The organism is Amycolatopsis jiangsuensis (assembly GCF_014204865.1).
Classification (GTDB): Bacteria; Actinomycetota; Actinomycetes; order Mycobacteriales; family Pseudonocardiaceae; genus Amycolatopsis; species Amycolatopsis jiangsuensis.
The window spans coordinates 3,891,316-3,915,411 of sequence record NZ_JACHMG010000001.1; the positions used below are offsets into that span (position 1 = coordinate 3,891,316).

General features: G+C 71.1%; 17 protein-coding genes and 1 other RNA gene. 6 read left to right on the plus strand and 12 right to left on the minus strand.

The window, feature by feature from the left end:
- Window position 1: 1 nt before the first annotated feature.
- Window positions 2–1,423: a gamma-aminobutyraldehyde dehydrogenase gene (locus BJY18_RS17030; RefSeq protein WP_184780918.1), complete on the minus strand. Its 1,422-nt coding sequence runs from the start codon at window positions 1,421–1,423 to the stop codon at window positions 2–4.
- Between the two features lie 112 nt (window positions 1,424–1,535).
- On the opposite strand from BJY18_RS17030, the gene BJY18_RS17035 reads away from it, so the two are divergent.
- Window positions 1,536–2,279 carry a FadR/GntR family transcriptional regulator gene (locus tag BJY18_RS17035; protein ID WP_184780919.1) on the plus strand — a complete coding sequence of 248 codons (744 nt, stop codon included), beginning with the start codon at window positions 1,536–1,538 and terminating at the stop codon, window positions 2,277–2,279.
- 33 nt (window positions 2,280–2,312) lie between these two features.
- Window positions 2,313–3,092 (plus strand): cache domain-containing protein, encoded by a 780-nt coding sequence (locus tag BJY18_RS17040; RefSeq protein ID WP_184784658.1) that lies wholly within the window; start codon window positions 2,313–2,315, stop codon window positions 3,090–3,092.
- On the opposite strand, the gene BJY18_RS17045 is transcribed toward BJY18_RS17040, so the two are convergent.
- On the minus strand, window positions 3,082–4,497 hold the full coding sequence (locus BJY18_RS17045; protein ID WP_184780920.1) for a PucR family transcriptional regulator: 1,416 nt from the start codon (window positions 4,495–4,497) through the stop codon (window positions 3,082–3,084). The genes BJY18_RS17040 and BJY18_RS17045 overlap by 11 nt on opposite strands.
- 96 nt (window positions 4,498–4,593) lie before the next feature.
- On the opposite strand from BJY18_RS17045, the gene gabT reads away from it, so the two are divergent.
- Window positions 4,594–5,943 (plus strand): 4-aminobutyrate--2-oxoglutarate transaminase, encoded by a 1,350-nt coding sequence (gabT, locus tag BJY18_RS17050; protein WP_184780921.1) that lies wholly within the window; start codon window positions 4,594–4,596, stop codon window positions 5,941–5,943.
- Complete coding sequence (locus tag BJY18_RS17055; protein WP_184780922.1) at window positions 5,940–7,367, plus strand: aldehyde dehydrogenase family protein; 1,428 nt, start codon at window positions 5,940–5,942, stop codon at window positions 7,365–7,367. Before gabT ends, BJY18_RS17055 begins: the two co-directional genes overlap by 4 nt.
- Here BJY18_RS17055 and BJY18_RS17060 read toward each other — a convergent pair.
- On the minus strand, window positions 7,348–8,112 hold the full coding sequence (locus BJY18_RS17060; RefSeq protein ID WP_184780923.1) for a helical backbone metal receptor: 765 nt from the start codon (window positions 8,110–8,112) through the stop codon (window positions 7,348–7,350). The genes BJY18_RS17055 and BJY18_RS17060 overlap by 20 nt on opposite strands.
- Window positions 8,109–9,515, minus strand: coding sequence for an RNB domain-containing ribonuclease (locus BJY18_RS17065; RefSeq protein WP_184784659.1), 1,407 nt, complete (start codon window positions 9,513–9,515; stop codon window positions 8,109–8,111). Before BJY18_RS17065 ends, BJY18_RS17060 begins: the two co-directional genes overlap by 4 nt.
- Before the next feature lie 120 nt (window positions 9,516–9,635).
- Between BJY18_RS17065 and BJY18_RS17070 the strand changes: the two genes are divergently transcribed.
- Window positions 9,636–10,598, plus strand: coding sequence for an ATP-binding protein (locus BJY18_RS17070; protein WP_184780924.1), 963 nt, complete (start codon window positions 9,636–9,638; stop codon window positions 10,596–10,598).
- A gap of 419 nt (window positions 10,599–11,017) precedes the next feature.
- On the opposite strand, the gene BJY18_RS17075 is transcribed toward BJY18_RS17070, so the two are convergent.
- The 8 genes from BJY18_RS17075 to rnpB form a co-directional block, all read right to left on the minus strand.
- Window positions 11,018–11,215: a hypothetical protein gene (locus BJY18_RS17075; RefSeq protein ID WP_184780925.1), complete on the minus strand. Its 198-nt coding sequence runs from the start codon at window positions 11,213–11,215 to the stop codon at window positions 11,018–11,020.
- A 3,279-nt stretch (window positions 11,216–14,494) separates the two neighbouring features.
- A complete protein-coding gene (locus BJY18_RS17080) occupies window positions 14,495–15,493 on the minus strand; it encodes a C40 family peptidase (RefSeq protein WP_184780926.1) in 999 nt (332 codons plus the stop codon).
- Between the two features lie 2 nt (window positions 15,494–15,495).
- Entirely contained in the window at window positions 15,496–16,089 is a 594-nt protein-coding gene (locus BJY18_RS17085; RefSeq protein WP_184780927.1) for a hypothetical protein, read from the minus strand.
- A gap of 3 nt (window positions 16,090–16,092) precedes the next feature.
- Window positions 16,093–18,153, minus strand: a complete 2,061-nt coding sequence (locus BJY18_RS17090) for a magnesium transporter (protein WP_184780928.1) — start codon at window positions 18,151–18,153, stop codon at window positions 16,093–16,095.
- Complete coding sequence (locus tag BJY18_RS17095; RefSeq protein ID WP_184780929.1) at window positions 18,150–21,176, minus strand: ATP-binding protein; 3,027 nt, start codon at window positions 21,174–21,176, stop codon at window positions 18,150–18,152. Before BJY18_RS17095 ends, BJY18_RS17090 begins: the two co-directional genes overlap by 4 nt.
- Window positions 21,177–21,179: 3 nt before the next feature.
- The gene (locus tag BJY18_RS17100; protein ID WP_184780930.1) at window positions 21,180–21,662 is read right to left on the minus strand and encodes a hypothetical protein; all 483 of its coding nucleotides are present in this window, start codon (window positions 21,660–21,662) and stop codon (window positions 21,180–21,182) included.
- Window positions 21,663–21,674: 12 nt separating this feature from the next.
- Window positions 21,675–21,941: a hypothetical protein gene (locus tag BJY18_RS17105; protein WP_184780931.1), complete on the minus strand. Its 267-nt coding sequence runs from the start codon at window positions 21,939–21,941 to the stop codon at window positions 21,675–21,677.
- A 484-nt stretch (window positions 21,942–22,425) separates the two neighbouring features.
- Window positions 22,426–22,822: RNase P RNA component class A (rnpB, locus tag BJY18_RS17110), an RNA gene on the minus strand.
- A 133-nt stretch (window positions 22,823–22,955) separates the two neighbouring features.
- On the opposite strand from rnpB, the gene sfnG reads away from it, so the two are divergent.
- Window positions 22,956–24,086, plus strand: coding sequence for a dimethylsulfone monooxygenase SfnG (sfnG, locus tag BJY18_RS17115; RefSeq protein ID WP_184780932.1), 1,131 nt, complete (start codon window positions 22,956–22,958; stop codon window positions 24,084–24,086).
- Window positions 24,087–24,096 lie beyond the last annotated feature (10 nt).

The following is a 24,096-nucleotide window of genomic DNA, read 5'->3' on the forward strand; positions in this document are numbered from 1 at the left end:
GCTACAGTGCGCTCATCACGTGCTTGACGCGGGTGTAGTCCTCGAGGCCGTACAGCGAGAGATCCTTGCCGTAGCCGGACTTCTTGAACCCGCCGTGCGGCATTTCGGCGACGAGCGGGATGTGCGTGTTGATCCAGACGCAGCCGAAGTCGAGCTTCGCCGAGACCCGCATGGCCCGCTGGTGGTCCTTCGTCCAGACCGAGGAAGCCAGACCGTAGGGCACGCCGTTGGCCGCCCGCACCGCGTCCGCCTCGTCGGTGAACCGCTGCACGGTGATCACCGGGCCGAACACCTCGCCCTGGGTGATCTCGTCGTCCTGGCGGACTCCGGACACCACGGTGGCCTCGTAGAAGTAGCCCTCGTCGCCGGCCCGCTGCCCTCCACAGTGGACGGTCGCGTGCCCGGGCAGCCGGTCGACGAACCCGGCGACCTTGGCCAGCTGGTCGGCGTTGTTGAGCGGGCCGTAGGCGACCGTCTCGTCGTCCGGCAGGCCGGTCTTCGCGGCCACCGCCTGCCGCGTGAGCGCGGCGACGAAGGTGTCGTGCACGTCGTCGGCGACCAGCACCCGGGTGGCTGCGGTGCAGTCCTGGCCCGCGTTGAAGTAGCCGGCCATCGCGATGGTCTCGGCCGCGGCCTCGACATCCGCGTCCGCGAACACGATCACCGGCGCCTTGCCACCCAGTTCCAGGTGCACCCGCTTGACGTCTCGGGCCGCGGCCTCGGCCACCTCGATCCCGGCGCGCACCGAGCCGGTGATCGAGACCATCGCCGGGATCTCGTGCTCCACCAGCGCACGTCCGGTGTCGCGGTCGCCGCACACCACGTTGAACACGCCTGCGGGCAGGAACTCCGAAGCGATCTCCGCGAGCAGCAGGGTCGAGGCGGGCGTGGTGTCCGAGGGCTTGAGCACGATGGTGTTTCCGGCCGCGAGCGCGGGCGCGATCTTCCAGATCGCCATCATCAGCGGGTAGTTCCACGGCGTCACCTGGGCACAGACGCCGACCGGCTCCCGTCGGACGAACGACGTGTGGCCCTCCATGTACTCCCCGGCCGAACGGCCTTCCAGCACGCGGGCCGCGCCGGCGAAGAAACGCAGCTGGTCGAGGACCATCGGCACCTCTTCCGACATCGTCAGGGAGATCGGCTTGCCGGTGTCGCGCGACTCCACGCCGATGATCTCCTCGGCGCGCGCCTCCACGGCGTCGGCGAGCTTCAGCAGCGCGAGCTGACGCTGGGCCGGCGTGGTCTCGCGCCACGTCTCGAACGCTTCAGCGGCGATCTTCAGCGCGCGGTCGACGTCCTCGGCACCGGCCACCGGTGCGGTGCAGTACGCGCGTCCGGTGACCGGGTCGACGATTTCGGCGACCTTCCCGGACCGCGAGTCGACGTACTTGCCGCCGACAAAATGCCTCAGTTCCTGCACGCGTGCGCCTCCTGACTCTCCGTGGCAGGCTGAAACATATAACTCCATATTTCACATGACAAGGTCCTGGGGCAGGATTGACCCCATTGCACGCCGAGACGGGTGGACCACGATGCGCAAGGAGATGTCGAACAGCGCGCGGCTGGCGATGTTCGCTCCGCTGGACCAGCTCGGCCGCGCCGAGGCGGTCGCGGCGCGGCTGCTCGACGCCATCACCCTCGGTCTGCTCGACGACGCCGAGCAGCTACCGAGCGAGGTGGAGCTGGCCGCGCAGTTCAAGGTCTCCACTGTCACCGTGCGTGAAGCGCTCGCCGTCCTCCGCCAACAAGGGCTGGTGGAAACCCGCCGTGGCCGCGGCGGCGGCAGCTTCGTGCGCACCCCGGCGTGGCCGCCGCCCAGTTCCTGGGCGAAGCGGCTGCGGCTGCTGTCGATGGCGGATTTGCGCGACTTCGGCGACCACTACCTGGCAGTGGCCGGTTCGGCTGCCAAACTCGCCGCCGAACGCAGTACGACCGAGGACGTCGAGCGGCTGCGGCTCAACGCCGAGGACCTGCTCGAGGCGACCGGGCCGGAGGCGATCCGGGCCGAGCGGCACTTCCACCTGGAGGTGGCCGCGGCCGCGCAGTCCCCGCGCCTGACCAACCAGGAGGTTCAGCTGCAAGGCGAACACGGCGGGTTGCTCTGGGTACCCCTGGGCGGGGGCGAGCTGGGCCGGGAGGCTTACGCTGAGCACCAGGCCATCGTCGCGGCGATCGCCTCGGCCGACGGCGATCTGGCGCGCAAGCTGACCGAGGACCACGTCCTGGGCGCGCTCGATCGGCTCGCGGATCTGCACCTGTCCCTCGAAACGCCGTAAGCTTCGATGACCCTGCCGCACGAGGTGAGCATCGTGACCGACACCCGCACGCCACCCGGCGACGAGGTCGTGACCCAGGTGTCCGCCCTCGTCGAGGAGATCTTCGCCCGGCTGAAGCCGGTGCTGGCCGCCGCCGAGACCGTGCTCGCCGAGCCGGGCGGACGCACCGCGGAAGCGTTGCACGGCATCCGTCCCCAGGTCATCGAGGCGCTCGGCGGGCTGGTGATCGGCGCCGGCTTCGTGAGCGCGCCGCACGTGCTCACCGACCAGGAGTTCGGGTTCGAGTGGTGGACCTGCCCGGGTATCTCGGGAAACTCGGCGGGCTCCGGGGGTACTGCCGATTCTGTGGACGCCGAGCCCGAGCAGCTGTTCATCAGCCTGGACCCGGAAAGTCCCAACTTCCTCGACTACACACGGCAATCCTGGTTCACGGTCCCGCGCGACAGCCGGCGCCGGCACATCAACGGCCCGTACGTGGACTACCTCTGCACCGACGAGTACACGCTGACCTTCACCGTGCCCGTGGCCTGCGAAGGCGGGTTCGGCGGAGTCGTGGGTGCGGACGTGTACGTGCGCGAGTTCGAGCGCACGGTGAGCCGGCGGCTGCGTTCGCTGGGCCGGCATGCCGCGCTGCTCAACGCGCAGGGGCGGGTGATCGTGTCCAACAGCGTGCGGCAGGCGACCGGTTCGCTGGTGCGGGACGTCGACGTGCCGGCGTGGTGGACTTCCGGCGCCGAGCCCTACACCTCGTCGGCGGGCGCGACGCTGCGCCGCTGCGGGGATTCGCCGATCGCGTTGCTCGTCACGAAGTGACGCGCAGTGCGAGCCAGAGTTCGGCTCGCACTCCCGGCGCGTCGAGGTCGCGGCCGAGCAGGTCGGCGGCTTTGGTCACCCGGTTGCGCAGGGTGTGCCGGTGCACGCCGAGTTTCGTGGCGGCGAGATCCCAGTGGCCGTGGTGTTCCAGCCAGCAGCGCAGGGACGTGACCAGGTCACCGCGGCCGGTCCGGTCGAAGGAACGCAACGGGGCCAGCAGGTGTTCGGAAAACGCTTGTGCCGCTTGGGTGTCCAGGAGGGTGAGCAGTCCGGCGCCGGCGTGGTCGGCGTAGTCCAGCCTGGGCACGCGCCGTTCGCCTGCCACGTCGGCGGCTTCCTCGGCCTGCCGCAGCGCGGCGGGGAAGTCGGCGGCATCGGAGACGCCGACATGGCAGCCTTCGTCCCCGCGCACCTGGGCCGGATCGTCGGTCACGATGATCAGCCGCTGCCCGCGGTGCGCGAAGAAGACTTGTCCGGCAGCTGTTTCCAGCCGCTCGTACAGGGTGTCGCGCGCGGCCCGGCTCCCGGCGACCGCCAGCACGGTCCACGGCTTCGGCGGCAGATCCGGCACTGACCGCCGGGCCAGCTCCTCCTGTCCGCCGGCCAGCAGCTCGAGCACTCCGCTCCGCAGCTGGGAATGCGCCGCACGCTGGGCCCGGTCCTGTTCCAGGGCAAGGGAAAGCAGGGACACCGCGGTGTTCACGATGTGCCTTCCCGTGACATCGAGCGGTTTCGCGGTACCGACGGCGAGGGCTCCCCTCGTGTGCAGGGTCTGAAGCATGACCTCGTCATCGCCGTCGGTGACGACGCGGGCCCCGGCACGGAGGCCGGTGACGTCCAGCCGCGCGCCGATCGCCCGGGCAGCTGCAGGCGCGGCTTCGCTGACGCGGCCGGCGTCGTAGAGCACGACCCAGCCGTCGATCAGCCGCGCGAGCCGGCGTACCACGCCGGCCACGCCGGACCGGCCGACCGCGGTGCGGGTCAGATCCTGCTGCGCACGACCGAGGCGCACTGTGGCGGCGTACTCGTCAGCCGCGACCGAACGGGACACCGCCCGCGTGATCGCGATGAACGGCGTGCGCCGCGGCACCTCCAGCACCGGCAAGCCGACCTCGTCCGCGGCCTCGATCAACGCCGAGGGCACCCGGCGGTGACTCAAGCCGACGCCGAAACCGAGGCCGGCGACGTCCGCGCGGACCAGACGCCGGACGTATCCGGCCGCGTTCGCGTCGTCGAGGGCCAGCCCCGTGGTGAGCAGCAGTTCGCCACCTTCGAGGAAGGCCTGCGGATCGGTCAGCTCCGTCGGGTGCACCCAGCCGATCGGCCGGTCCAGCGCGAGTTTCCCGGCCACCACACGCAGACCGAGCGCGCGCTCCCCTGCCAGCTCGCCGAGCGTCAATGCCATAACGGCCAATTCTACGCGCCGATCTATCCATCTCGTCCACCTGACAATCCACCCCCACCCACGCATTCTGAGGGCACCAGACCCACGAGGAGTGACATGACCACGAGCATCGAGGACGCGGCGCCAGTGGCGCGGCAACGTAGGCTGCGGACCGAGATTCCCGGGCCTGTCTCCCGTGAGCTGCAGGAACGCAGGAGCAACGCGGTCGCCGCCGGTGTCTCGTCCACGCTGCCCGTCTACGTCACCTCGGCCACCGGGGGCCTGCTCACCGACGCCGACGGCAACGTGCTGATCGACCTGGGTTCCGGCATCGCGGTGACGAACGTGGGGCACTCGGCGCCGGCGGTCGTGGACCGCGTGCGCGACCAGGCCGGCCGGTTCACCCACACCTGCTTCATGATCACGCCGTACGAGGGTTACGTGGCGGTGTGCGAGGCACTCGCCGAGCTCACGCCGGGCGACCACGCGAAGAAGTCGGTGCTGTTCAACTCCGGTGCCGAAGCCGTGGAGAACGCCGTGAAGATCGCCCGTACGGCCACCGGACGCCAAGCCGTCGTGGTGTTCGACCACGCCTACCACGGCCGGACGAACCTGACCATGGCGCTGACCGCGAAGTCCGTGCCGTACAAGCACGGCTTCGGTCCGTTCGCGCCCGAGGTGTACCGGGTGCCGGGCTCCTACCCCTACCGCGACGGCCTGTCCGGGCCCGATGCCGCGCGGATCGCGATCGACCGGATCGAGAAACAGATCGGCGGCGACCAGGTGGCGGCCGTGGTGCTCGAGCCGATCCAGGGCGAGGGCGGCTTCATCGAGCCCGCACCCGGCTTCCTGCCCGCGCTTTCGGCGTGGTGCAGGGACAACGGGGTGGTGTTCGTCGCCGACGAGGTGCAGACCGGCTTTTGCCGCACCGGGTCGTGGTTCGCCTCCACGCACGAGAAGGTGGTCGCCGACCTGGTCGCGACCGCCAAGGGCATCGCGGCCGGGCTGCCGCTGTCCGCGGTGACCGGGCGCGCCGAACTGATCGACGCCGTCGGCCCGGGTGGACTCGGCGGAACCTACGGTGGCAACCCGGTCGCGTGCGCCGCGGCACTCGGCGCGATCGAGACCATGCGCACCGACGATCTGGCCGGCTCCGCGAAACGGATCGAATCACTGGTGCTGCCGCGCTTGCGTGCGCTGGCCACGGAAACCGGCGTGATCGGCGACGTCCGCGGGCGCGGCGCGATGCTGGCCGCCGAGTTCGTCAAGCCGGGCACACAGGAGCCGGATGCCGACCTGACCAAGCGCATCGCCGCCTCGTGCCATTCGCAGGGCGTCGTCGTGCTGACCTGTGGCACCTACGGCAACGTGATCCGACTGCTGCCACCGCTTTCCCTGTCCGATGCACTGCTCGACGAAGGTCTCGCCGTTCTCGAGCACGCTGTCCGTACGGAGTCCCGCGCATGACTGTTCCGTTCTGGGTTGCCGGAAAACCGGCTACCGGCACTGGTACCACCGCCGTCCGGCATCCGTTCGACGGTTCGACGGCCGGCTCGCACCACCTGCCTGGTCCGTCCGATGTGGAGGCTGCGGTCCAGTCGGCTGCCGACGTCGCCGACGACTTCGCGACCCTGCCTGCCCACGTCCGCGCGGGGGCGCTCGACCACATTTCCCGCAGGCTTTCGGAGCGGGCGGAGGAGATTGCCGACCTGATCACGGCGGAATCGGGGAAACCGCTGAAGTGGTCCCGCGGCGAGGTGGGCCGGGCGGTGTCCACCTTCCACTGGGCGGCCGAGGAGGCCCGCCGGTTTTCCGGGGAACTGCAACGACTCGACACCGATCCCGGCGGCACCGGACGGCTGGCCCTCGTCCGGCGCGTACCCAAGGGTCCGGTGCTGGGCATCACGCCGTTCAACTTCCCGCTGAACCTGGTGGCGCACAAGGTGGCACCGGCGATCGCCGTCGGAGCGCCGATCGTGCTCAAGCCGGCGCCGGCCACTCCGCTGACCGCGCTGCTGCTGGGGGAAATCCTCGCCGAGACCGCGCTGCCCGCCGGCAGCTGGTCGATCCTGCCGCTGGGCAACGACGAGACCGCCGAACTGGTCAGGGACCCGCGGCTGCCGGTGGTGTCGTTCACCGGATCGGTCCCGGTGGGCTGGGCGATCCGCGATTCCGTACCACGCAAGCACGTGGCACTGGAACTCGGCGGCAACGGCGCGGTACTCGTCTGTCCGGATTGGACCGATCTCGACTTCGCCGCGCGACGGATCGCGACGTTCGCAATGTACCAGGCCGGACAGTCGTGCATTTCGGTGCAACGGGTCTACGCGCACACCGACATCTACGACACGCTGCAGGAGAAGGTGCTGGCCGAGGTCGCCGCGCTGCGCACCGGAAATCCGCGTGAGGACGGCGTGGACGTCGGGCCGCTGATCAACGAGACAGCTGCCACACGAGTGGAATCTTGGGTCTCCGAAGCGACTGCCGCCGGTGCGACAGTACTCGCCGGCGGCAGGCGGTCCGGGGCAACGGTGGAGCCGACTGTGCTCGCCGACGTACCGGAAGACGCTTCCGTGATGGCGGACGAGGTCTTCGGACCCGTCGTCTCGCTCGTACGCGTGTCCTCAGTGGACGACGGCGTGGCACGAATCAACGCTTCACGTTTCGGCCTTCAGGCTGGTGTTTTCACCCGGGACCTGCCCACAGCGTTCGACGTCTCCGCGCGGCTCAAGGTGGGCGGCGTACTGGTGGGCGACGTGCCGAGCTTCCGCGCCGACCAGATGCCCTACGGCGGGGTCAAGGACTCCGGCCGCGGCCGGGAGGGCCCGGCCGCGGCGATGGCGGACTTCACCGAGGACCGCGTGACCGTCCTCACCGGACTGACTCTCTGAGCGCGACATAGGCGTCCACAAGGGACGGTCCGTACCAGCTGAGGTACCGGCCGGACACCAGCACCGGACGCATCCGCGGGAAGAATCCGGGGCCGTCGTCCTGGGTGAACTCGTACGGCTCATCGGGCAGTACGACCAGGTCGGCCCCGGTTTCGGTCAGCTCCGCCAGCGGCGGGCGGGGATATCGCTCGGAATGCCGCGAGTAGACGTTCTCGATCCCGACCCGGCGCAGCACGTCCCCGGCGAAGGTGTCCCGGCCGAGCACCACCCAGGGCTTGCGCCACACCGGGATCACGGCGCGGTGGCGGACCGGTTCGACCTCGCGCCACAGGTCTTCCGCCGTCACCAGCCATTCCGGTTCCGCGACCGCGAAGACCTGGGTGAGGATGCGTCGCAACGAGCCGAGCGCGGCCGGGACGGATTCCGCGGCCGCCATCACGAACACCGGGATCCCGTTGGCCCGCAACGCCTCCACGTCCTCGGGCCGGTTCTCCTCGGAGTTCGCGAGCACGAGGTCGGGCTCCGCGGCCAGTATCCGGTCCAGCTTCGGGTACTTCGACCCGCCCACCCTCGGCACGTCCAGAGTGGAGGGATGAGTGCAGTAGTCGGTGGCGGCCACGATCCGGCCGGGCGCACTCACCTCCACCGCCTCGGTCAGCGACGGCACCAGGGACACCACCCGCCGGGGTTCCTCGGCGACCGGTACCGGCTCGCCCAGGTCGTCGATCAGTTCCGCGTTCCTCATACCCGTTCGAACGACACCTTCCGATGCTCGACGTCCACTTCGGTGAGCCGCACCGCGATGCGCTCCCCTTCCGGAAACCGCTCCCCCGCGCACTTGGCCATCACCGGCGGGTTCTCCAGCAGGATCTCCGCCCTCGTCTCCTCGGCACGCAGGACCACCGCGGTGAACTCCTGCCCGACGTGCTCGGCCAGCACCCAGGCCTCGACCTGGTCGATACAGGCCCGCTCCACGCGGGCGGCCAGACCGTCCGAAACGGACATGTGCCCGGGCACCTCGGCGAGCGCTTCGCGAACCCATTGCGGCACCTCGCGTCCTGCCGTCACCGCCAGGCACACCTCCGCGGCGAAGCGGTCGACGAGCCGCCGGATCGGCGCGGTGACGTGCGCGTACGGACCGCCGATCCCGGCGTGCGTGGCGACTTCCGGCAACGCACCGTCGAAGGCGGTGTACCCCGCGCCCCGCAGGAGCCGCGTGGTGTCCGCGTACATGGCCATCGAGACCGGCTGTCCGGGGTCCAAAGCGGACAGGAACTCGGAGACGCTCTGTTCGGCCGGCCAGCCCAGTCCCGCCGCGGCCGCGGAGCGGCGCAGCCACTCCACCGAACCCGCGTCGGCCGGCGGCAGCGTGCGCAGCACGCCCACCCCGGCCTCCAGCATGATCTGCGCCGCGGCCATGCCGGTGAGCAGGGAGATTTCGGCGTTCCACGCGTCGACCACCGTGCGCGGCCTGCGGTCGAGCACCCAGCCGCCGTCCGCGTCACCGGTGATCTCCTGCTCCGGCAACTGCAGCTCGAGCGCGCCCCGGCGCACCGCCAGCTCGCGGCGCAGCCTGCCCAGCTCCGGCAGCACGGCCACCGAGGGATGCGGGCGCCCCGCGTCGAGCGCGGCCTGCACCCCCTCGTAGTCGAGCTGTTCGACGGACCGGACCAGCGCACGGCGGACCCGCGTGGCGGCGAGCTCACCGTCCTCGCCGACGTCGATCGTCCACAGCACGGCCGGGCGGACCTCGCCGGGCAACAGGCTCGCGGCGCCCTCGGAAAGCACCGGCGGATGGAGCGGGACGTTGCCGTCCGGCAGGTAGAGCGTCTGCCCGCGGCGGCGCGCCTCGTGATCCAGTGCCCCGCCAGGCGGTACGAACGCGGCCAGGTCGGCGATCGCGTAGTGCACCCGGAAGCCGCCGGCGGTGCGTTCGAGCAGCATCGCCTGGTCCAGGTCCTTCGAACCGGGCGGGTCGATCGTGACGAACGGCAGCGCGGTGGCGTCCTCACGCCCGCCCGCGGAGGCGAGCGGGTCGAGCACCGCCGCCTCGGCCTCGGCCAGCACGTCCGGGCCGAAGGACTCCGGCAGCGCGAACTCCGCCCGGAGACGACCGAAGTCCCCTCCCGACGCGTGGGTCCGGATCACGAGTGGGGGCACCACCCCACAGTATCCCGCCGAGGCGGCCGTGATCGCCCGTTCGGGCGCGGCCGGACGGGTGTAGCGTGCCGCAATGAAAACCGTCTTCATTTTCGGAAAGGGTGCGCCGTGAAGATCGCGTTCGTCGGCAAGGGCGGCAGCGGGAAGACCACGCTCTCGTCGCTGTTCGTGTCCTACCTGGCCGACGCCGGCAAACCGGTGCTGGCCATCGACGCCGACATCAACCAGCACCTCGCGGTGGCGCTCGGGGCCACCGAGGAGCAGGCGTTGGCCTGGCCGACGCTGGGCGAGAACATGACGTTGATCAAGGACTACCTGCGCGGGGACAATCCGCGCATCCCGTCCGCCGCGGCGATGATCAAGACGACCCCGCCAGGGTCCGGGTCCCGGCTGGTGCGCCCGTTCGAGGACAACCCGGTGTTCGACGCCTGCTTCCGCGCGCTCGGCGGAGTTCGGCTCGGCGTTACCGGCCGGTTCGACGAGGACGATCTGGGCGTGGCCTGCTACCACTCGAAGGTCGGCGCCGCGGAGCTGCTGCTCAACCACCTGGTCGACGAGCCGGGCGAGTACGTGGTGATGGACATGACCGCGGGTGCCGACGCGTTCGCGTCCGGCCTGTTCACCCGCTTCGACGTGACGTTCCTGGTGTGCGAGCCGACCCTGCGCAGTGTCGGCGTGTACCGGCAGTACGCCGACCACGCCCGGGACTTCGGCGTGCGGCTGGTGGCGGTCGGGAACAAGGTGACCGACGCGGACGACGTCGAGTTCCTGACCGGCCAGCTCGGCGACGCACTGCTCGGCTGGATGACCGCGTCCGGCCACGTCCGCGCCGCCGAACGCGGCAGCACCCGCCCGATCGGCGAGCTCGAGCAGCCGAACCTGCACACCCTGGCGACCATGCTGTCCACAGTGGACGCCGAAACCCGCGACTGGACTCGCTACCAGCGTCAGGGCGTGGAATTCCACCTACGCAACGCCCGCGCCTGGGGCAACGGCCGCACCGGCTCGGACCTGGAGGACCAGGTGGACCCGGACTTCGTGCTGGATCCCTCGGTGGTCACCACCTCCTGACACACGGCTGGGCTGGGCAGCTTCGGGGGGGTTCGGGTGGGTTGCGGAGTCGGGGTCCGGGCTCGGAGGTTGAGTTCATGGACCTCGGGGCTTTCCGGCATCAGGGCCGGGCTGTTGCGCTCGGGGCTTCCGACGGCGAGAGGCCAGGGCTGTCGGCGCAGCAGTTTCGCGCTACTGATTGCAGCTCCCGGCAGCAGAGACTCAGCGCTCGCTGGCTGGTCGATGGCCTTGGCTGCGCCCCGGCGACCGATCGGGTGTTTCCCTGCTCCCGACACCCGCTGGTGGACTTCGGGGACGCACGAGCCGACCCGGGCGCCGTTCAGGGCGCTCGGTACCGGCTGGCGTTCTCACCGGCTGGTCGGCTGTCGCTCACGGAGTTTTGTGCCGTCGGCCGGTTGGCCGCGGTCCGTGGCCTGGGGTCAGTCGCCGTCCCAGGCGCGGTCGGCGGCGTCGGCCTGCCGGTTGCGTTCCCGGGCGATGTCGAGGGCGCGACGGGCCGTGGCCTCGTCCGGGTAGGGCCCGAGCAGGTCGATGCCGCGGCCGCGGTCGCGGTGCTCGACCTCGTGGGTGCGGGTGTTGTAGTACCAGCCCTCGTCCGGGTTCGGATCGTCCGACATGGCTTCAGCGTCGCATCCGGCGGGTCATCTGCGCCAGCGGAACGGGATTTCGGTCGGATCGCCGGTCGGCCCGAATCCCTCGCTGTCCTGGTGATCGGGATGCTCGTCGAACCACCCCCGCGACGGCAGCGGCGTCCCCCGCGGCGGCGTGTCGGTGTCATCCCCCTCCGGCGACGGGCGCTGCGGCTCCGCTCCCGGCGACGCAGCTGACCCAGGCACCGGCGGGCCAGCAGATCCGGGCACCGCCGGCACAGGAGTTCCCGTCTCCGGCGACCCGGCGGGCCCCGCCCCCGGCACCGCAGTTCCCGCCCCCGGCACCGGCGGCACAGCAGTCCCCGCTGCCGGCACCGGAGGCTGCTGTCCGGACACCGGCGGGACAGCGGACCCCGTCCCCGGCGCGGCGTGCTGCCCACCCTGCACCGGCGGGACGCCGGTACCCGCTCCCGGCACCGGCGGCACGATCGGCTCCCGCCCGGGAAACACCGGCGGCTCGACCCGGTGACCCCGCGCCGGCGGAGGCGGCGCGACCGGCCCCGTCTCCTGCCCGGGGAACACCGGCAACGGCCGCCCGCCCGACGCAGACGCCCCCTGATCCACTCGCCGCCCACCCCCGGGTTGCGGCAACGAGAATCCCGACGAACTGTCCGGATACGCCTGTGTGGGTGAAGGTGCTCCCGAAGGTGGCACAACACCCGGCTCCGAGACCCCGCTGCCCACTTCCCCCGCCGCAACCACCGGCGACTGCGGAGGCTCCCCGGATTGACCAGGAGAGTACGGCTGCACTGGGCCCGGCGGTTGCGACTGCTCCTGCGGTTGCGACTGCGGCGCTAGTGGCACCTCATGCGACGGCGACTGCGACGACGGAGGCTGCATCGAAGGCTGCGGCTGCGGCGGCGCCGATGGCTGCTGCGAAGGCGGTTGCGACGGCGGCGCTGGCGGCACCTCATTCGACGGTGGTTGCGACGGCGACTGCGACGGTTGCGTCGAAGGCTGCGGCGGCGACGGTCGCGCCTGCGGCGACACCTGCGGCACCGACTGCGGCTGCGAAGGCTGCGATGAAGCCGACGGCTGCTGCGGCGCCGACTGCGACGGTTGTACCAGTGGCTGCGACTGCGGCGATGACGGCGATTGCGGCCGTGTCAGTGGCTGCGGCGATGACGGCGACTGCGGTTGTGGCTGTGGCGGCGAAGGCGGTTGTGCCGACGACTGCGGCGACGACGACGGCTGGCCGTGCGGCTGTGTCGACGCTGCCGGCGGTTGTGGGACATTCGCCTGGGACGGCTCGTTGACTGGGGTTGGCGGTTCGGTCGGAGATGGCTGCGGCGGGGCTGCATCCGTTCGCGGCCGAGTGGTGCCGGGGGCCTCGACCGTCGGCTCGGGGGGGCGCGGGAAGTCGGTCTTCGGCTGGGCAGGCTCTGCCGGGAGTGAGGCCGCCTGTTGGTCCTGCGCTGCGTTACCTCCGGAGCCCCACGACGGCAGTCCTGCGTAACCGGGACTCTGCGTCTGGCGGGGCTCATGTACGTACGGCTTCGGCTGCCACGACTGCCGCGCACGAAGCTGCTCGTTCGCCTCCGGCGAAACCGGCACGGCGGGGGGCGGCTGCGAAGATGCCGCGGGAAAGGCAGGCTCCGACACCACGTTTTCCGAGGCGGCACCGACCGTGGGATGGCTCGGCGCGTCGGCGTGTGGGCTGGCCGGAACCTCGCCGGCGAGCGGGTCGTTGTGCCCAGGCGCCGGCAACTCGGGCGCACCGCCGGCCGCGGGTCCCACCGGCGGACGAGCGCTGTCCGCACCAGGATCGCCGCCGGCCGGGTCGGCGAGGCCGCTACCTGGGGTGACCACGCCGTGCGTCGACGGTACGCCGCCGGGTTCCGCCGCCCGCGAGACCGTTTCACCGGGACCAGCAACCTGCGATCCGGCAGCACTCGGTGCCCCGGCCGCAGAACCAGCGACGGGCCCGCTGGCAACACTCGACGGCCCCTCCACAGAACCAGCAGCAGGCCCGCTGACAGCACCCGGCGGCCCCTCCACAGAACCAGCAGCAGGCGCAGCCGTCCCGGCGGCACCAGCAGAAGCCGCAGCTGTCCCCGCGGCAGTCGCGGGCATCTCGCCAGAGGCGGCAGTACTCTCGGGTGCTCCGGTAGGGCCGGGGGTGGATTCAGCCCTGGCGCCGTTCGGCATACCGGGTTCAGGAGCGTTACGAGGTTCGAGTGTCGAGCCAGTGCGTGGTTCCGGTCCGGTTTGCTGGTCGGGCGTTGCCGCGACACCGGAGTCCGCACCGAGACCGGATGCAGGGGCCGCTCCGGGATCGGGATTCGTCGCACGGCCGCCGCCAGGGTTCGCCGTCTGGCCACTGCCGGGACCAGCCGGACGGCCTTGGCCGCTGCCCGAGACGCGTCCGGGGCCGGGATCGGCTCCGCGAACAGGCTCCGCTCCCTGCTCCGGCGAGCCGCCGGACCCGGCTCCACCCGCGAATCCCGGACGGTCACCTGCCCCAGGCCCCCCACCGGCCCCAGGCCCACCGGTCCCAGGTCCACCACCCGACACAGGCCCACCTGACACAGCCCCACCACCGGACGGCTCGTGAAAGCCGTGGGCGTTCGAGCGCCATACCGGGGCCGGGCCGATGTTCATCGGGGCCGGGGCGGCCAGCGGGCCCGGGGGTGGGTTCGGGGCGGGTGGGTGGGCGTCCGGGCGCGGGATCGGGTCGAGGCAGGACACCAGGACCGACGTGTGGTGCGGGTCCTGGACTTTGCGGCCGCTGCGTTCGCGGTAGACCATGTCGCCGTCGGCGTCCATTTCGACCAGGTAGCCGGCCTCGGCCAGCTGCTCCTCGTCCAGATCGTCCAGCCGCTCGTAGCGGGACGGGACGACCCGGTAGACCGGCCACGCCAGGCTCGCGTTCTCCGCGTGGAACTGGGCCAGCAGCGCGGCCATCTGCTGCTGCCATGGCAACGACATGCCCTCGGCCAGCGACCGCGGCAGCACCACGTATCCGGCGTCCACGCCGGGCCAGCCGTGGTCGAGCAGGTCGCCCAACGGGGTGCTGGACGCCGGGTGCGCGGACTGGCGCGGCGGCTGCGGTGCGCCGAACAACGCCGCCGGGTCCTGGGACTCGCCCTGGCCGGGCTTGCCTCGTTTGCCGAATTTCCGTGCCACGTGTGTCATCCTCTGCCAGCGCGCGGCCACCTGCTCGTGGACAGGCCGCGACTTCGGGTGAATCCGCCCTCGCCGTCCGGTTGCCGCGAGGCCGGGAGCCGGTGCCTCCCGCGTTCCATGCTAGACGCCGGGACGCACTGCCTGCGGGACCACTTCCGCCTCGTCGAAGGCGAACGGCCGCACGTGCACCGGTACGCCGGTCTGCTGGGCCTCGACGATCTTGCCGTCGCCGAGGTACATCGCGACGTGGTGGATGGTCGCCGGATCGGCCGGGTCGGTCGCGAGGAACACCAGGTCACCGGGCTGCGCCTCGTTCACCGGCAGCATCGCGCCAGCCTTGTACTGGTCCCGCGAGACCCGCGGCAGGATCACCCCGGCCGACTCGTAGGCACGCAGCATCAGGCCCGAACAGTCGTAGGTGTCCGGACCGGTCGCGCCCCACACGTACGGCTTGCCCTGCTCGCCCAGCGCGAACTCGATGGCCTGCGCCGCGGCCTGGCTCGGCGGCAGCGCGGCGCCCGTGCCCTGCCCGCAGCCGACCACGTCGGTGACCTGGCCCAGGTTCTCCACCAGCGTGGCGGCCATCGCCTCCCACCGGTGGTAGCGGTCCGGGAAACCGGAGCGCTCCACGGCCTGCGCCGCGTCACCCGGACGCAGGTTCTGCCAGTCCGGCACCCCGAGCAGCACGTCGAAGAACTTGTTGACCGCGTAGTTCGGGTCGGTGACCTGTGCGACGCTGCCCCAGTTCATCGACGGGCGCATCTGGAAGATGCCCAGCGAGTCACGGTCGCCGTAGGTCAGGTTGTGCAGGCCCGATTCGGTCATCCCGGCCTGGATCGCCACCTGCCAGGCCCGCGGCGCGAGACTGCGCTGCTTGCCCACCGAGATGATCAGCGCGACCGTGCCGCGCTGCTCCTCGTCCAGCTGCGAGGCCTGGGCGCCGCCTTGCTCCGGCTGTCCCGGCTGGCTCGGGCCGATGGCCGCGTCGCACGAGGTGTTGGCGATTCCGCCTGCCGCGGCCTGCTGCTGGTCGGTGACCACCTTGGTCACCGCCGTGGTGGTCAGCACCGCGGCGAACACCGCGGCGACGAGCACCCCGACGAGGATCGCGAGCCGCACGGTCAGCTCGCCTGGTCGTAGTCCGCGACCCGCCACCCCGCGTCGGTCCTGACCACGGTGATGCTGAGCTTCGGACCGTCGGTGGGGATGACGACCTGCACGGAACTGCCGTAGGACGAGGTGACCGCGGGGTCACCGGTGACGCGGGTCGCCGGGATGTTCGCGGGGTCCACAGTGGACATCACGGGGAGGTACTCCTCCGTGGTGAGTGCCCGCATGCCGTTCAGCCAGTCGGCGTTGGTGACGCCCGCCGGATGGCGTACCCAGGCCTCCGCCCACTGCTTGGCGACGTTCAACGCCTCCGGGCTGGGTGCCGCGGAGGTGGGTGTGGCCAGCGGACTGGACAGCCGGGTGGGCAGCGTGGCGGTGGACGGCACCGGGGCGGCGACACCCGGCCGGGACGAGGTGGCCGGCTCCGGGGGCGGCGCCGCAGCGTTGCTCTCCTTGCCCGTGACGCGCGGCAGCACGATGCCGAGCACGATGACCACGATCGCCAGGAACACCAGGGTTCCGACGAGGTGCCGGGGCGAGCGCAGCGGGAAACCCCACAGCCGGCGGTAGACCGCGGCCCGGCCGCGGTTGGTACGGATCGGCACGGCTCACCGCCCCAAGACTTGGTCGGTGTCGCGTACCTCGATGCCGCGCGACGGCCGGTACAGCACGAACACCGGCTTGCCCGCCACCACTTCGGGATCCACCCGCCGAGGCTGGGCGCGCACGCCGGGCGGGACAAAACCGGGCTGGTCCGGCGCCGGCGTCGAGTAACCGCGGTCGGTCGCGCTGAGCTGCGAGGGCACCACGACCGGTTCGGGCTCCTCGCTCCAGCGCCGGTCGGCCACCGGCGAGGTGTCCACGCGACGGCTCTCGCGCACCGGCGCGTGCGCACCGGTCACGACGTAATCGCCGGGTTCGCCGGTCACCGGGTGGTACTGGCCGAACACCGGGGCACCGCCGCGACCGGAGGGCAGCGCGGCCGCGGACGCGGCCGGACCGACCGCGCCGGGCCAGGGCGCACCCGACCACGCCGCGGCGGGCCGGGCTGCCCGGGAACCGTTGTCCAGCCGCTGCGCGCTCGCGAACACGGCCGCCTCGGGCCGGTGACGCCCCCCGCCGACGGTCGCGCCGATCGGACCGCGCTGCTCGCCGTCCACGACGTCGTCGGTGTCGCGGACGTTCTGCCAGAACTCGTCCTGCGGGGTCGGGCCGCTCTTCTTGCGGAAGCGGGAGAACAGTCCTCGCGGCGAGGGCACTCCGGACCCGACCATGCCGACCGACATCTCCACCATCTGCCACAACCGCCGCACCGGCCGTCCGACCAGGAACAGCAGCACCGTGATGAGCCCGGCCAGCACCATCTGGGTGAGCAGGTTGAGGGAACTGCCCGCACCGAAGATCGCCTGCAGCAGCAACGCGTGCACGCCGGCGAGCACGGACAGCACGACAAGGTTGAACGCGATGCCGCCGGCCACCTTGAGCACCCGCCGCAGGATGTCCGGATGCAGCAGCGCGACGAGCCCGACCAGCGGCGCGGTCAGCGCGAACAGCCGGATCAGCACCTGCGCGAGCAGCACCGAGGCCTTCGCGAGCAGCTGGAACAGCGAGTAAACCAGGCTCTGGCCGAAGGCGAGGAAGCCCGAGCCGGTGCGGCCGCCGGACTCCCCGGTGAAGTACCCGGTGGCGGGGCCGAGCTTCGTGGAGATGTCCTTGAAGGCGGCCTTCTTGCCGTCGACGACGTTCTGCTTGCCGTCGTCCCCGTTGCGCAGCTGGTCCCAGGTGAAGGCCTGTGCGTCCAGCAGGGGGCGGCCGTACTGGTCGGCCTGCGGTGCGTCCGGGGCGCCGAACTCGCCGCGGAGCCAGTTCTTGTAGACGATCTCGTTGTGCAGTTCGGTCGGCAGGATGTGCCGGACGACCCGGTTCTCCGACTCGTCGACGAATCCCGCTTGGATATTCGTGGTCGTCTGCACGATCGCTCTGTCGATCGGGTCGAAGTACCGCAGCATCGCCAGTGACGAGGCCGCGAGCCACACCCCGGCCAGCGCGTACAGCGCCCGTTTGCTGACCCCGGCCAGGTCACCGCGCCAGATGTTGCGGAACAGCATGATCGACAGGATCAGCGCGACCAGCCCGAACAGCTGCGCGTAGATGTTGTTGTAGACCTTCTCCGCGCCCGACTTCACCGCGTTGTAGATCGGGTTCAGCAGCCCGCCCTCGAGCACGGTGTAGTGCAGCGAGTTGGTGGCGCCCACGATGTTCTTGCCGATGTTGAACAGCTGGTTGCCCGCCCAGGTGTCGATGGTCGAGCTGGGCGAGGCGATCGCGGACAGCGGTGAGCAGTCGGTCTGGAACGTGTTCCACACGAACCCGGCGTAGCTGTAGTCGATGTAGGCGCTGCCGGCTTCACCGTGTCCCTCGGCGGGGTCGAGCGCCCCGACCATGCCCGCACCCGGCCGCTCCGGGTTCGGCGCCTCCCCGCAGGCCGCGGCGTTCGCCGACGGCGCGAACAGCACCGTCTGCATCCCGATGACCGCGACCACGGCGAACATCGCCCCGCGGCGGCTCGGCCGGCGGCCGGATCGGCCGCCCTCCTTGAGCCGCTTGCGCAGCGCGTGCCAGCCGGCGGCGAACGCGAGGACGAACGCCAACGTCACCAGGGTGTTCACGCGGCATCCCTGCCGGTACCGCCCTTGCCGCCGGCCCGGGCGTGCCGGTCCTGCGCGGGTCCGCCGTTCGCCGTCCCGTTCCCGTTGGCCGTCCCGTTCGCCGTCCCGTTGGCACTGCCGTTGCCGCCGTGCACCGCACCCTCCACCTCGCCGGTTTCGGACGCGAGCGGATCCGGCGAGCCCAGCAGCTGCTCGTCGGCGAGACCGACCTCGAGCTCCGCCTGGAGCTCCAGGTCGTGCTGCAACTCGTCGTCCTCCGGTGGGGTCGGGACGTACGGCGTGGTTTCGTCCTCGTGGGAGACCACGAGGTCGCTGCCCGGTTTCCTGCGCGCGTCGGGCGAGCCCGGCGTGGTGTCCATGACCGCGCGCAGCTGGTCGAGGTGCGGGCCGGAGAAGTCGACGCGGATGCGCTCCACCCCGCCGGCGCCGTCGCCGAAGATGAACTGCCGCGGCTCCATGTCGCGTTCCAGCCCGCGCTGCGCACCCGGGCGGCGACCGAGGGCCGCGACGACCTGCTCGTAGCCGACGCCGACCGGCACCTTCAGCAGACGCAGCGCGTCGGCCTGGGCATCGTCGTCGTCGAGCCGGCCGACGAACACCGAGTCGAGCAGTGCCACGAAACCCTGGATCTTCAGGAAGTCGGCCGGGATCTGCGAGGACAGCAGCACCCGGACGTTCCACTTCCGCGAGTCACGGGCGAACCGGTTCATCAGCACCCGCCCGGTCGGCACCTCGGACAGGAAGAACGCCTCGTCGATCCAGACGCCCTTGCGCAGCTCCTTCGGCTTCTCGTAGACCGACCGCTGGGTCAGCCAGGCCGCCAGGTTCAGCATCTCGACGCCGAGTGATTCCGCGTCCGTCCAGTACTCGCGCGGCACGCCGTCCTTCGGCAGCGTCAGCCCGGCCATGGTCAGCACGGTCATCCGGTCGTCCCGGGTCTCGGCGTACGGGTCGGCGTCGTCCTCCGGGATCAGCAGCGCCATCCGCTCACGCATCTCGTCGAGGAAGTCGGCGACCACGACCGCGTGCTCGTGGTGCTCGCTCGAGTCCCGCCGCAGCGCGTCGATCACCTGGCCAGGGTCGGCGTCGAACCGGCCGCCGACCGCTCGCACCGCACGCAGCAGCACGATCCGGGTCTGCGCCATCCGCGACACCTCGTACGGCAGCACGCCGGTGAGCACGTCGAGTACCAGCCGCCGCCGGGTCGCGCCGGCCAGCGCCTTCTCCCGCCGCCACGCGCGCTCCGGATCGTCCTCGTCCATGAAGTGCTCGAGCTGCGGCTCGCCGACCACCCGGTACGGATTGAGGATGCCCGGCTGCGCGTTGAGCAGGTTGATCGGCCGCGCGTACGGGCGGATCTCGGGCAGGTCGCACAGCCGCGACAGCGGGCCGGACGGGTCGAGGATCGTCCAGTGCGCGCCGGCCCGCAGCGTCTTGTAGACGATGCCGCCGCCGAGGAACGACTTTCCGCCGCCCAGGCCGGCCACCATCGCGGTGAGTCCGGAGCCGTCGCGGATCTCCTGTGCCATCCACGGGTCCCAGGCCACCGGCCGCCGCGTCGCGGTGACCGTCTCGCCGAGCAGGATGCCGCGCCGGTCGCCGACCTCCGCGGTCGCGGTCGGCACCGAGGACGCCGTCCACACCACCGAACCGCGGCGCATGTAGGCCGCCGAGGCCAGCGGCTCCCCCGGGATGAACTCGCGCGCCATCGCGTACTGCGCTTCCGGATGCTCGATGGCGATCTTCGGCTTGTACAGGTCGAGCAGCTGCTGGGCCAGGCGCAGCGCGTCACGCTCGGTCGGGCCGGACACCGCCAGCCGCCACCACGAGCGGACCCGGGTGGCCAGCGCGGTGAACCCCGACGTCATCTCGTCGTCGATCTCCAGCACGCGGCCTGCCTGCCGGGACAGCGACTGCGGCGGCTCCAGCTCGTGCTCGTCGGTGTAGTGCTTGACCTGCGAGCGAACCTTGTTCATCTGCCTCTGCAGCTCGCCGGAAACCTCCTCCGGGCGGCGCACGTAGATCCGCGCGGACACCTCCACCGCGGCGGGCAGCCGGTCCGCGTGCTGCACCCACGGATCGTCGACCTCGGGGATCTGCAGCCCGTGCATCTGACCGACGGTGAGCACCGCGAGATGCCGCGACACGCCGGCGTTGGAGCCGGTGCGGCCGCGGACAGTGACCGTGGGTGCGTACGGGTCGGCGTGGAAGTCCGCGGCGTCGGTGAAGCTGGCCAGGTCCTCCGGCTCCCAGGCCGCACCCGGTACGGCCGGCATGTTCCGCGGCGCGGGCAGCCCGAGCGAGCACGAGCGGTGCATCAGCCAGGACATCTCCTCGGCGTGCACCGGACGGCCTTCCAGACCGGCACTGCCGATCACCTGGTCGAGGTGCTCGACCTCGGAATCCAGCGCGGCCAGCTCGGCGTCCACCGCCTCCGGCAGGATCCGGCGCAGCATCGGCGCGGCCCGCTCCACGGCGCGGTCCACCATCCGCCGGGTCTGCACCTGGACGCCGAGGTAGACCTCCTTCTCGGCCATCGAACGGCCCATCAGCTGCTGCTGCTCGCCGATCAGGTAGTCGTCGAAGGACAGCGCGCCCGGCACGTCGTTCGGCCTGCCGACCGCGTTGTGCACGTGCGCCTCGGCCCACATCCGGATCGGGTACGGCCGGTTGGTCACCCGCAGGTGCAGCCAGCGGCCCTGCAGCTCGGCGTACTGCCCGGCGATCGCCGCGATCAGGTCCCGGCGCTGCGAGTCGGAGCGGAACGACCAGCGTTGCGGGGCGAGCCGGTACCAGGCGTACACCTCGTAGCCGGTGCGCAGCAGGTGCCCGTCGATGCTGCGGGCCGCGATCGACGGCGTGTACGCCGGGATCGCCTGCTCACCGGGCAGCCGGCGGCCCTTGCCGCCCGCGGCACCGTTCCTGCCACTGGCCGACGGGGACCGGACCTGGCCGGATGCCTGCCAGGCACCCGCAGGCACGTCCTGCTCCCGCTTTCCCCGGCTTCCGCCGCGACCGAACAACGACTACCTCCCGGCCCGAGCCGCGGGGCGGCTCCGGCTCGCTCGTGGTGTTCCCTGCCTTCCGGTCCCGGCGCTCTGTCCGGGACCGCGGTGCTGGTACTGCCGCCTTCTCTTGTGCTTGGGCAACGGGCGCTGCGTCCGTACCCGGATCCGGCTGGCGCTCACCGCGCCGCCGGCGCCGGTGGTGCGCTCGCGGGGCGCGCGCAGCTCACGCCCCGCCATCGCCAGCACCGCGCCCAGCGGGCGTTCGTGGCTGATCTTGGCGGTGATCAGCCGGGTGAGCACGATCGTGATCACGAACGCCCACGCCGTGGAGAAGAACCCGAAACTCCAGCCTGCCCACCGTTCGACGGTGAGCACGACCAGGAAGACCGGGATACCGACGAGCCACGCGACGTAGCGGGCTCTCCAGGGAAAAGTCGCCTTCGGCGGACCGAGCCAGACGGCGTCGACCCGATAGACCTCGTCATCCGTCCTGATACGCACGCCTGCCCCGCCTCAGCCGGTGAACAGGCCGGCGATCCACTGACCCACGTTCACCCCGGCGCCGCTCACGGCGAGCCCGATGATCGCGAGCGCGATGACCACACCGGCGAGCCTGCGCATGACCCCGGCGTTGTCGCCCTTGCCGCCGCCCAGCCAGAGCAGCAGCAGCGCGACGGCGAGCAACACCAGGGGGATGATGTTGTCGATCAACCAGTTGCGGACGTTGCCGGTGCCGAGCTCGCCGGCGGCCAGCGTCTCGAGGGCGGTCATGCTCGTCATCGCGATACTCCTGGTACGCGGCCGGGGCCGCGCGATTCTGGCTTCGGCGAAGCTTCGAACACCATCATGGCGTCACAAGGGGTAATGGTCAAAGCGCGCTCGGTAGGAAGTCGACTTGTGGACAGGGAGGTTCGGCACTTCTGGATCCGGCTCGTCTGGTGAGAATTCCGCACCCTCCATCATCGTGGCAAGGGTGCTGAGGATTAACCCCGGCCACCCGGATTTCGCAGTGTTCGCGCGAAGTCACCGCATCGGGCGCGCGGTGTTCACTCTCGGTGCTCCGCCTGCCGACGTGTCGGGCCGGAACAAGTGTGGCATGCCCCGTTCGGCCGCCACCCGCGAGTCCGGTGAGTGAGCGCACGGCTGTACGGGTCGCGCGGAATCGATCACGCGACAGTGCGAAAAACCTCACCTTCGGACCGGTTGCCCTCCGAAAACAGTGACGGAGCGTGAAAACGGGGCCGAAAGTGAAATCGGGGTGAAGCGGACGAGCTGGCATGTAAGCCGGATCCTGTTCCCGGGTGGCCTCGCGGCCGACCGGGCGACGGTCATCCATCTCGGCCTGCCGTTGCCGGCAGGCTCCAGCGGCCTACCCGCAGGCTCGGGCGGGCCGCCCTCGATCGCCTGCGCAGGAGCGCCGGAACGCTCCCTCTTGGCCTTGCTCCGGGTGGGGTTTACCGAGCCACCCCGGTCGCCCGGGATGCTGGTGGTCTCTTACACCACCGTTTCACCCTTACCCCCGTCCGGAGACGGGGGCGGTCTGTTTTCTGTGGCACTGTCCCGCGGGTCGCCCCGGGTTGCCGTTAGCAACCACCCTGCCCCGTGGAGTCCGGACTTTCCTCGGACCGGGAGACCCGGGCCGCGACCGTCCTGCCAGCTCGTCCGCTCCGAGGATGGTACGCCAGCGGCGCACGGGCCCGGCCCGGCCACCCGCCCTGCACCGTCCTCAGTGGAGTGTTCCCATCGCGTGGACACGCGTTGACCCTGTTCACGGACCGCTGTTTCACTCGCCGCATGTCCGCAGCAGACCTCTCCGAGCCCCTGAAATTCGCCTACTGGGTGCCGAATGTGAGCGGTGGCCTGGTCACCAGCGACATCGAGCAGCGCACCGACTGGAGCTACGAGTACAACCGCGACCTCGCCGTGCTCGCCGAGAACAACGGGTTCGAGTACGCCCTCACCCAGGTCCGCTACACCTCCAGCTACGGCGCCGCCTACCAGCACGAGTCGACCGGTTTCAGCCTCGCGCTGCTGCTGGCGACGCAGCGGCTGAAGGTCATCGCGGCCGTGCATCCGGGGCTGTGGCATCCGGGTGTGCTGGCGAAGTTCATCGCCAGCGCCGACGTGATCTCCGGTGGACGGGCCGCGGTGAACGTGGTCAGCGGCTGGTTCGCCGGCGAGTTCACCGGCCTCGGCGAACCGTGGCTGGAACACGACGAGCGCTACCGCCGGGCCGAGGAGTTCATCCGGGTACTGCGGGAACTCTGGACCGACGACCACGCCGAGTTCGGCGGCGACTTCTACCGGATCCACGATTTCGACATCAAGCCCAAGCCGGTGCCCGGACCGGGACGGCCGCATCCGGAGGTCTTCCAGGGTGGCAACTCCACCGCGGCCCGCAAGCTCGCCGGCCGCGTCTCCGACTGGTACTTCAGCAACGGCAAGGATTTCGACGGGTTCAGCGAGCAGGTCTCCGACGTGCGCGGGTACGCCGCGGAGAACGGGCACGCGGTCCGCTTCGGCCTCAACGGTTTCGTCATCGCGCGCGAAACCGAGTCGGAAGCCCGCGCGGTGCTGCGGGAGATCGTCGAGAAGGCGAACGTGGACGCGGTCGAGGGTTTCCGCTCCGCGGTGAAACAGGCCGGAAAGTCCACATCGGACGGCAAGGGCATGTGGGCGGACTCCGAGTTCGCCGATTTGGTGCAGTACAACGACGGCTTCCGCACCGGCCTGATCGGCACCCCGGAGCAGATCGCGGACCGGGTGATCGAGTACAAGAAGCGCGGCGCGAACCTGCTCCTGCTTGGTTTCCTCCACTACCTGGAGGACGTGGCCCACTTCGGCGAGCACATCCTGCCGGTGATCCGGGCAAAGGAGGCCGACCTGGCCCGCGGCGCCGGAGTCCCGGAGCCCACTTTCGCCTGAGGTGCGCCTG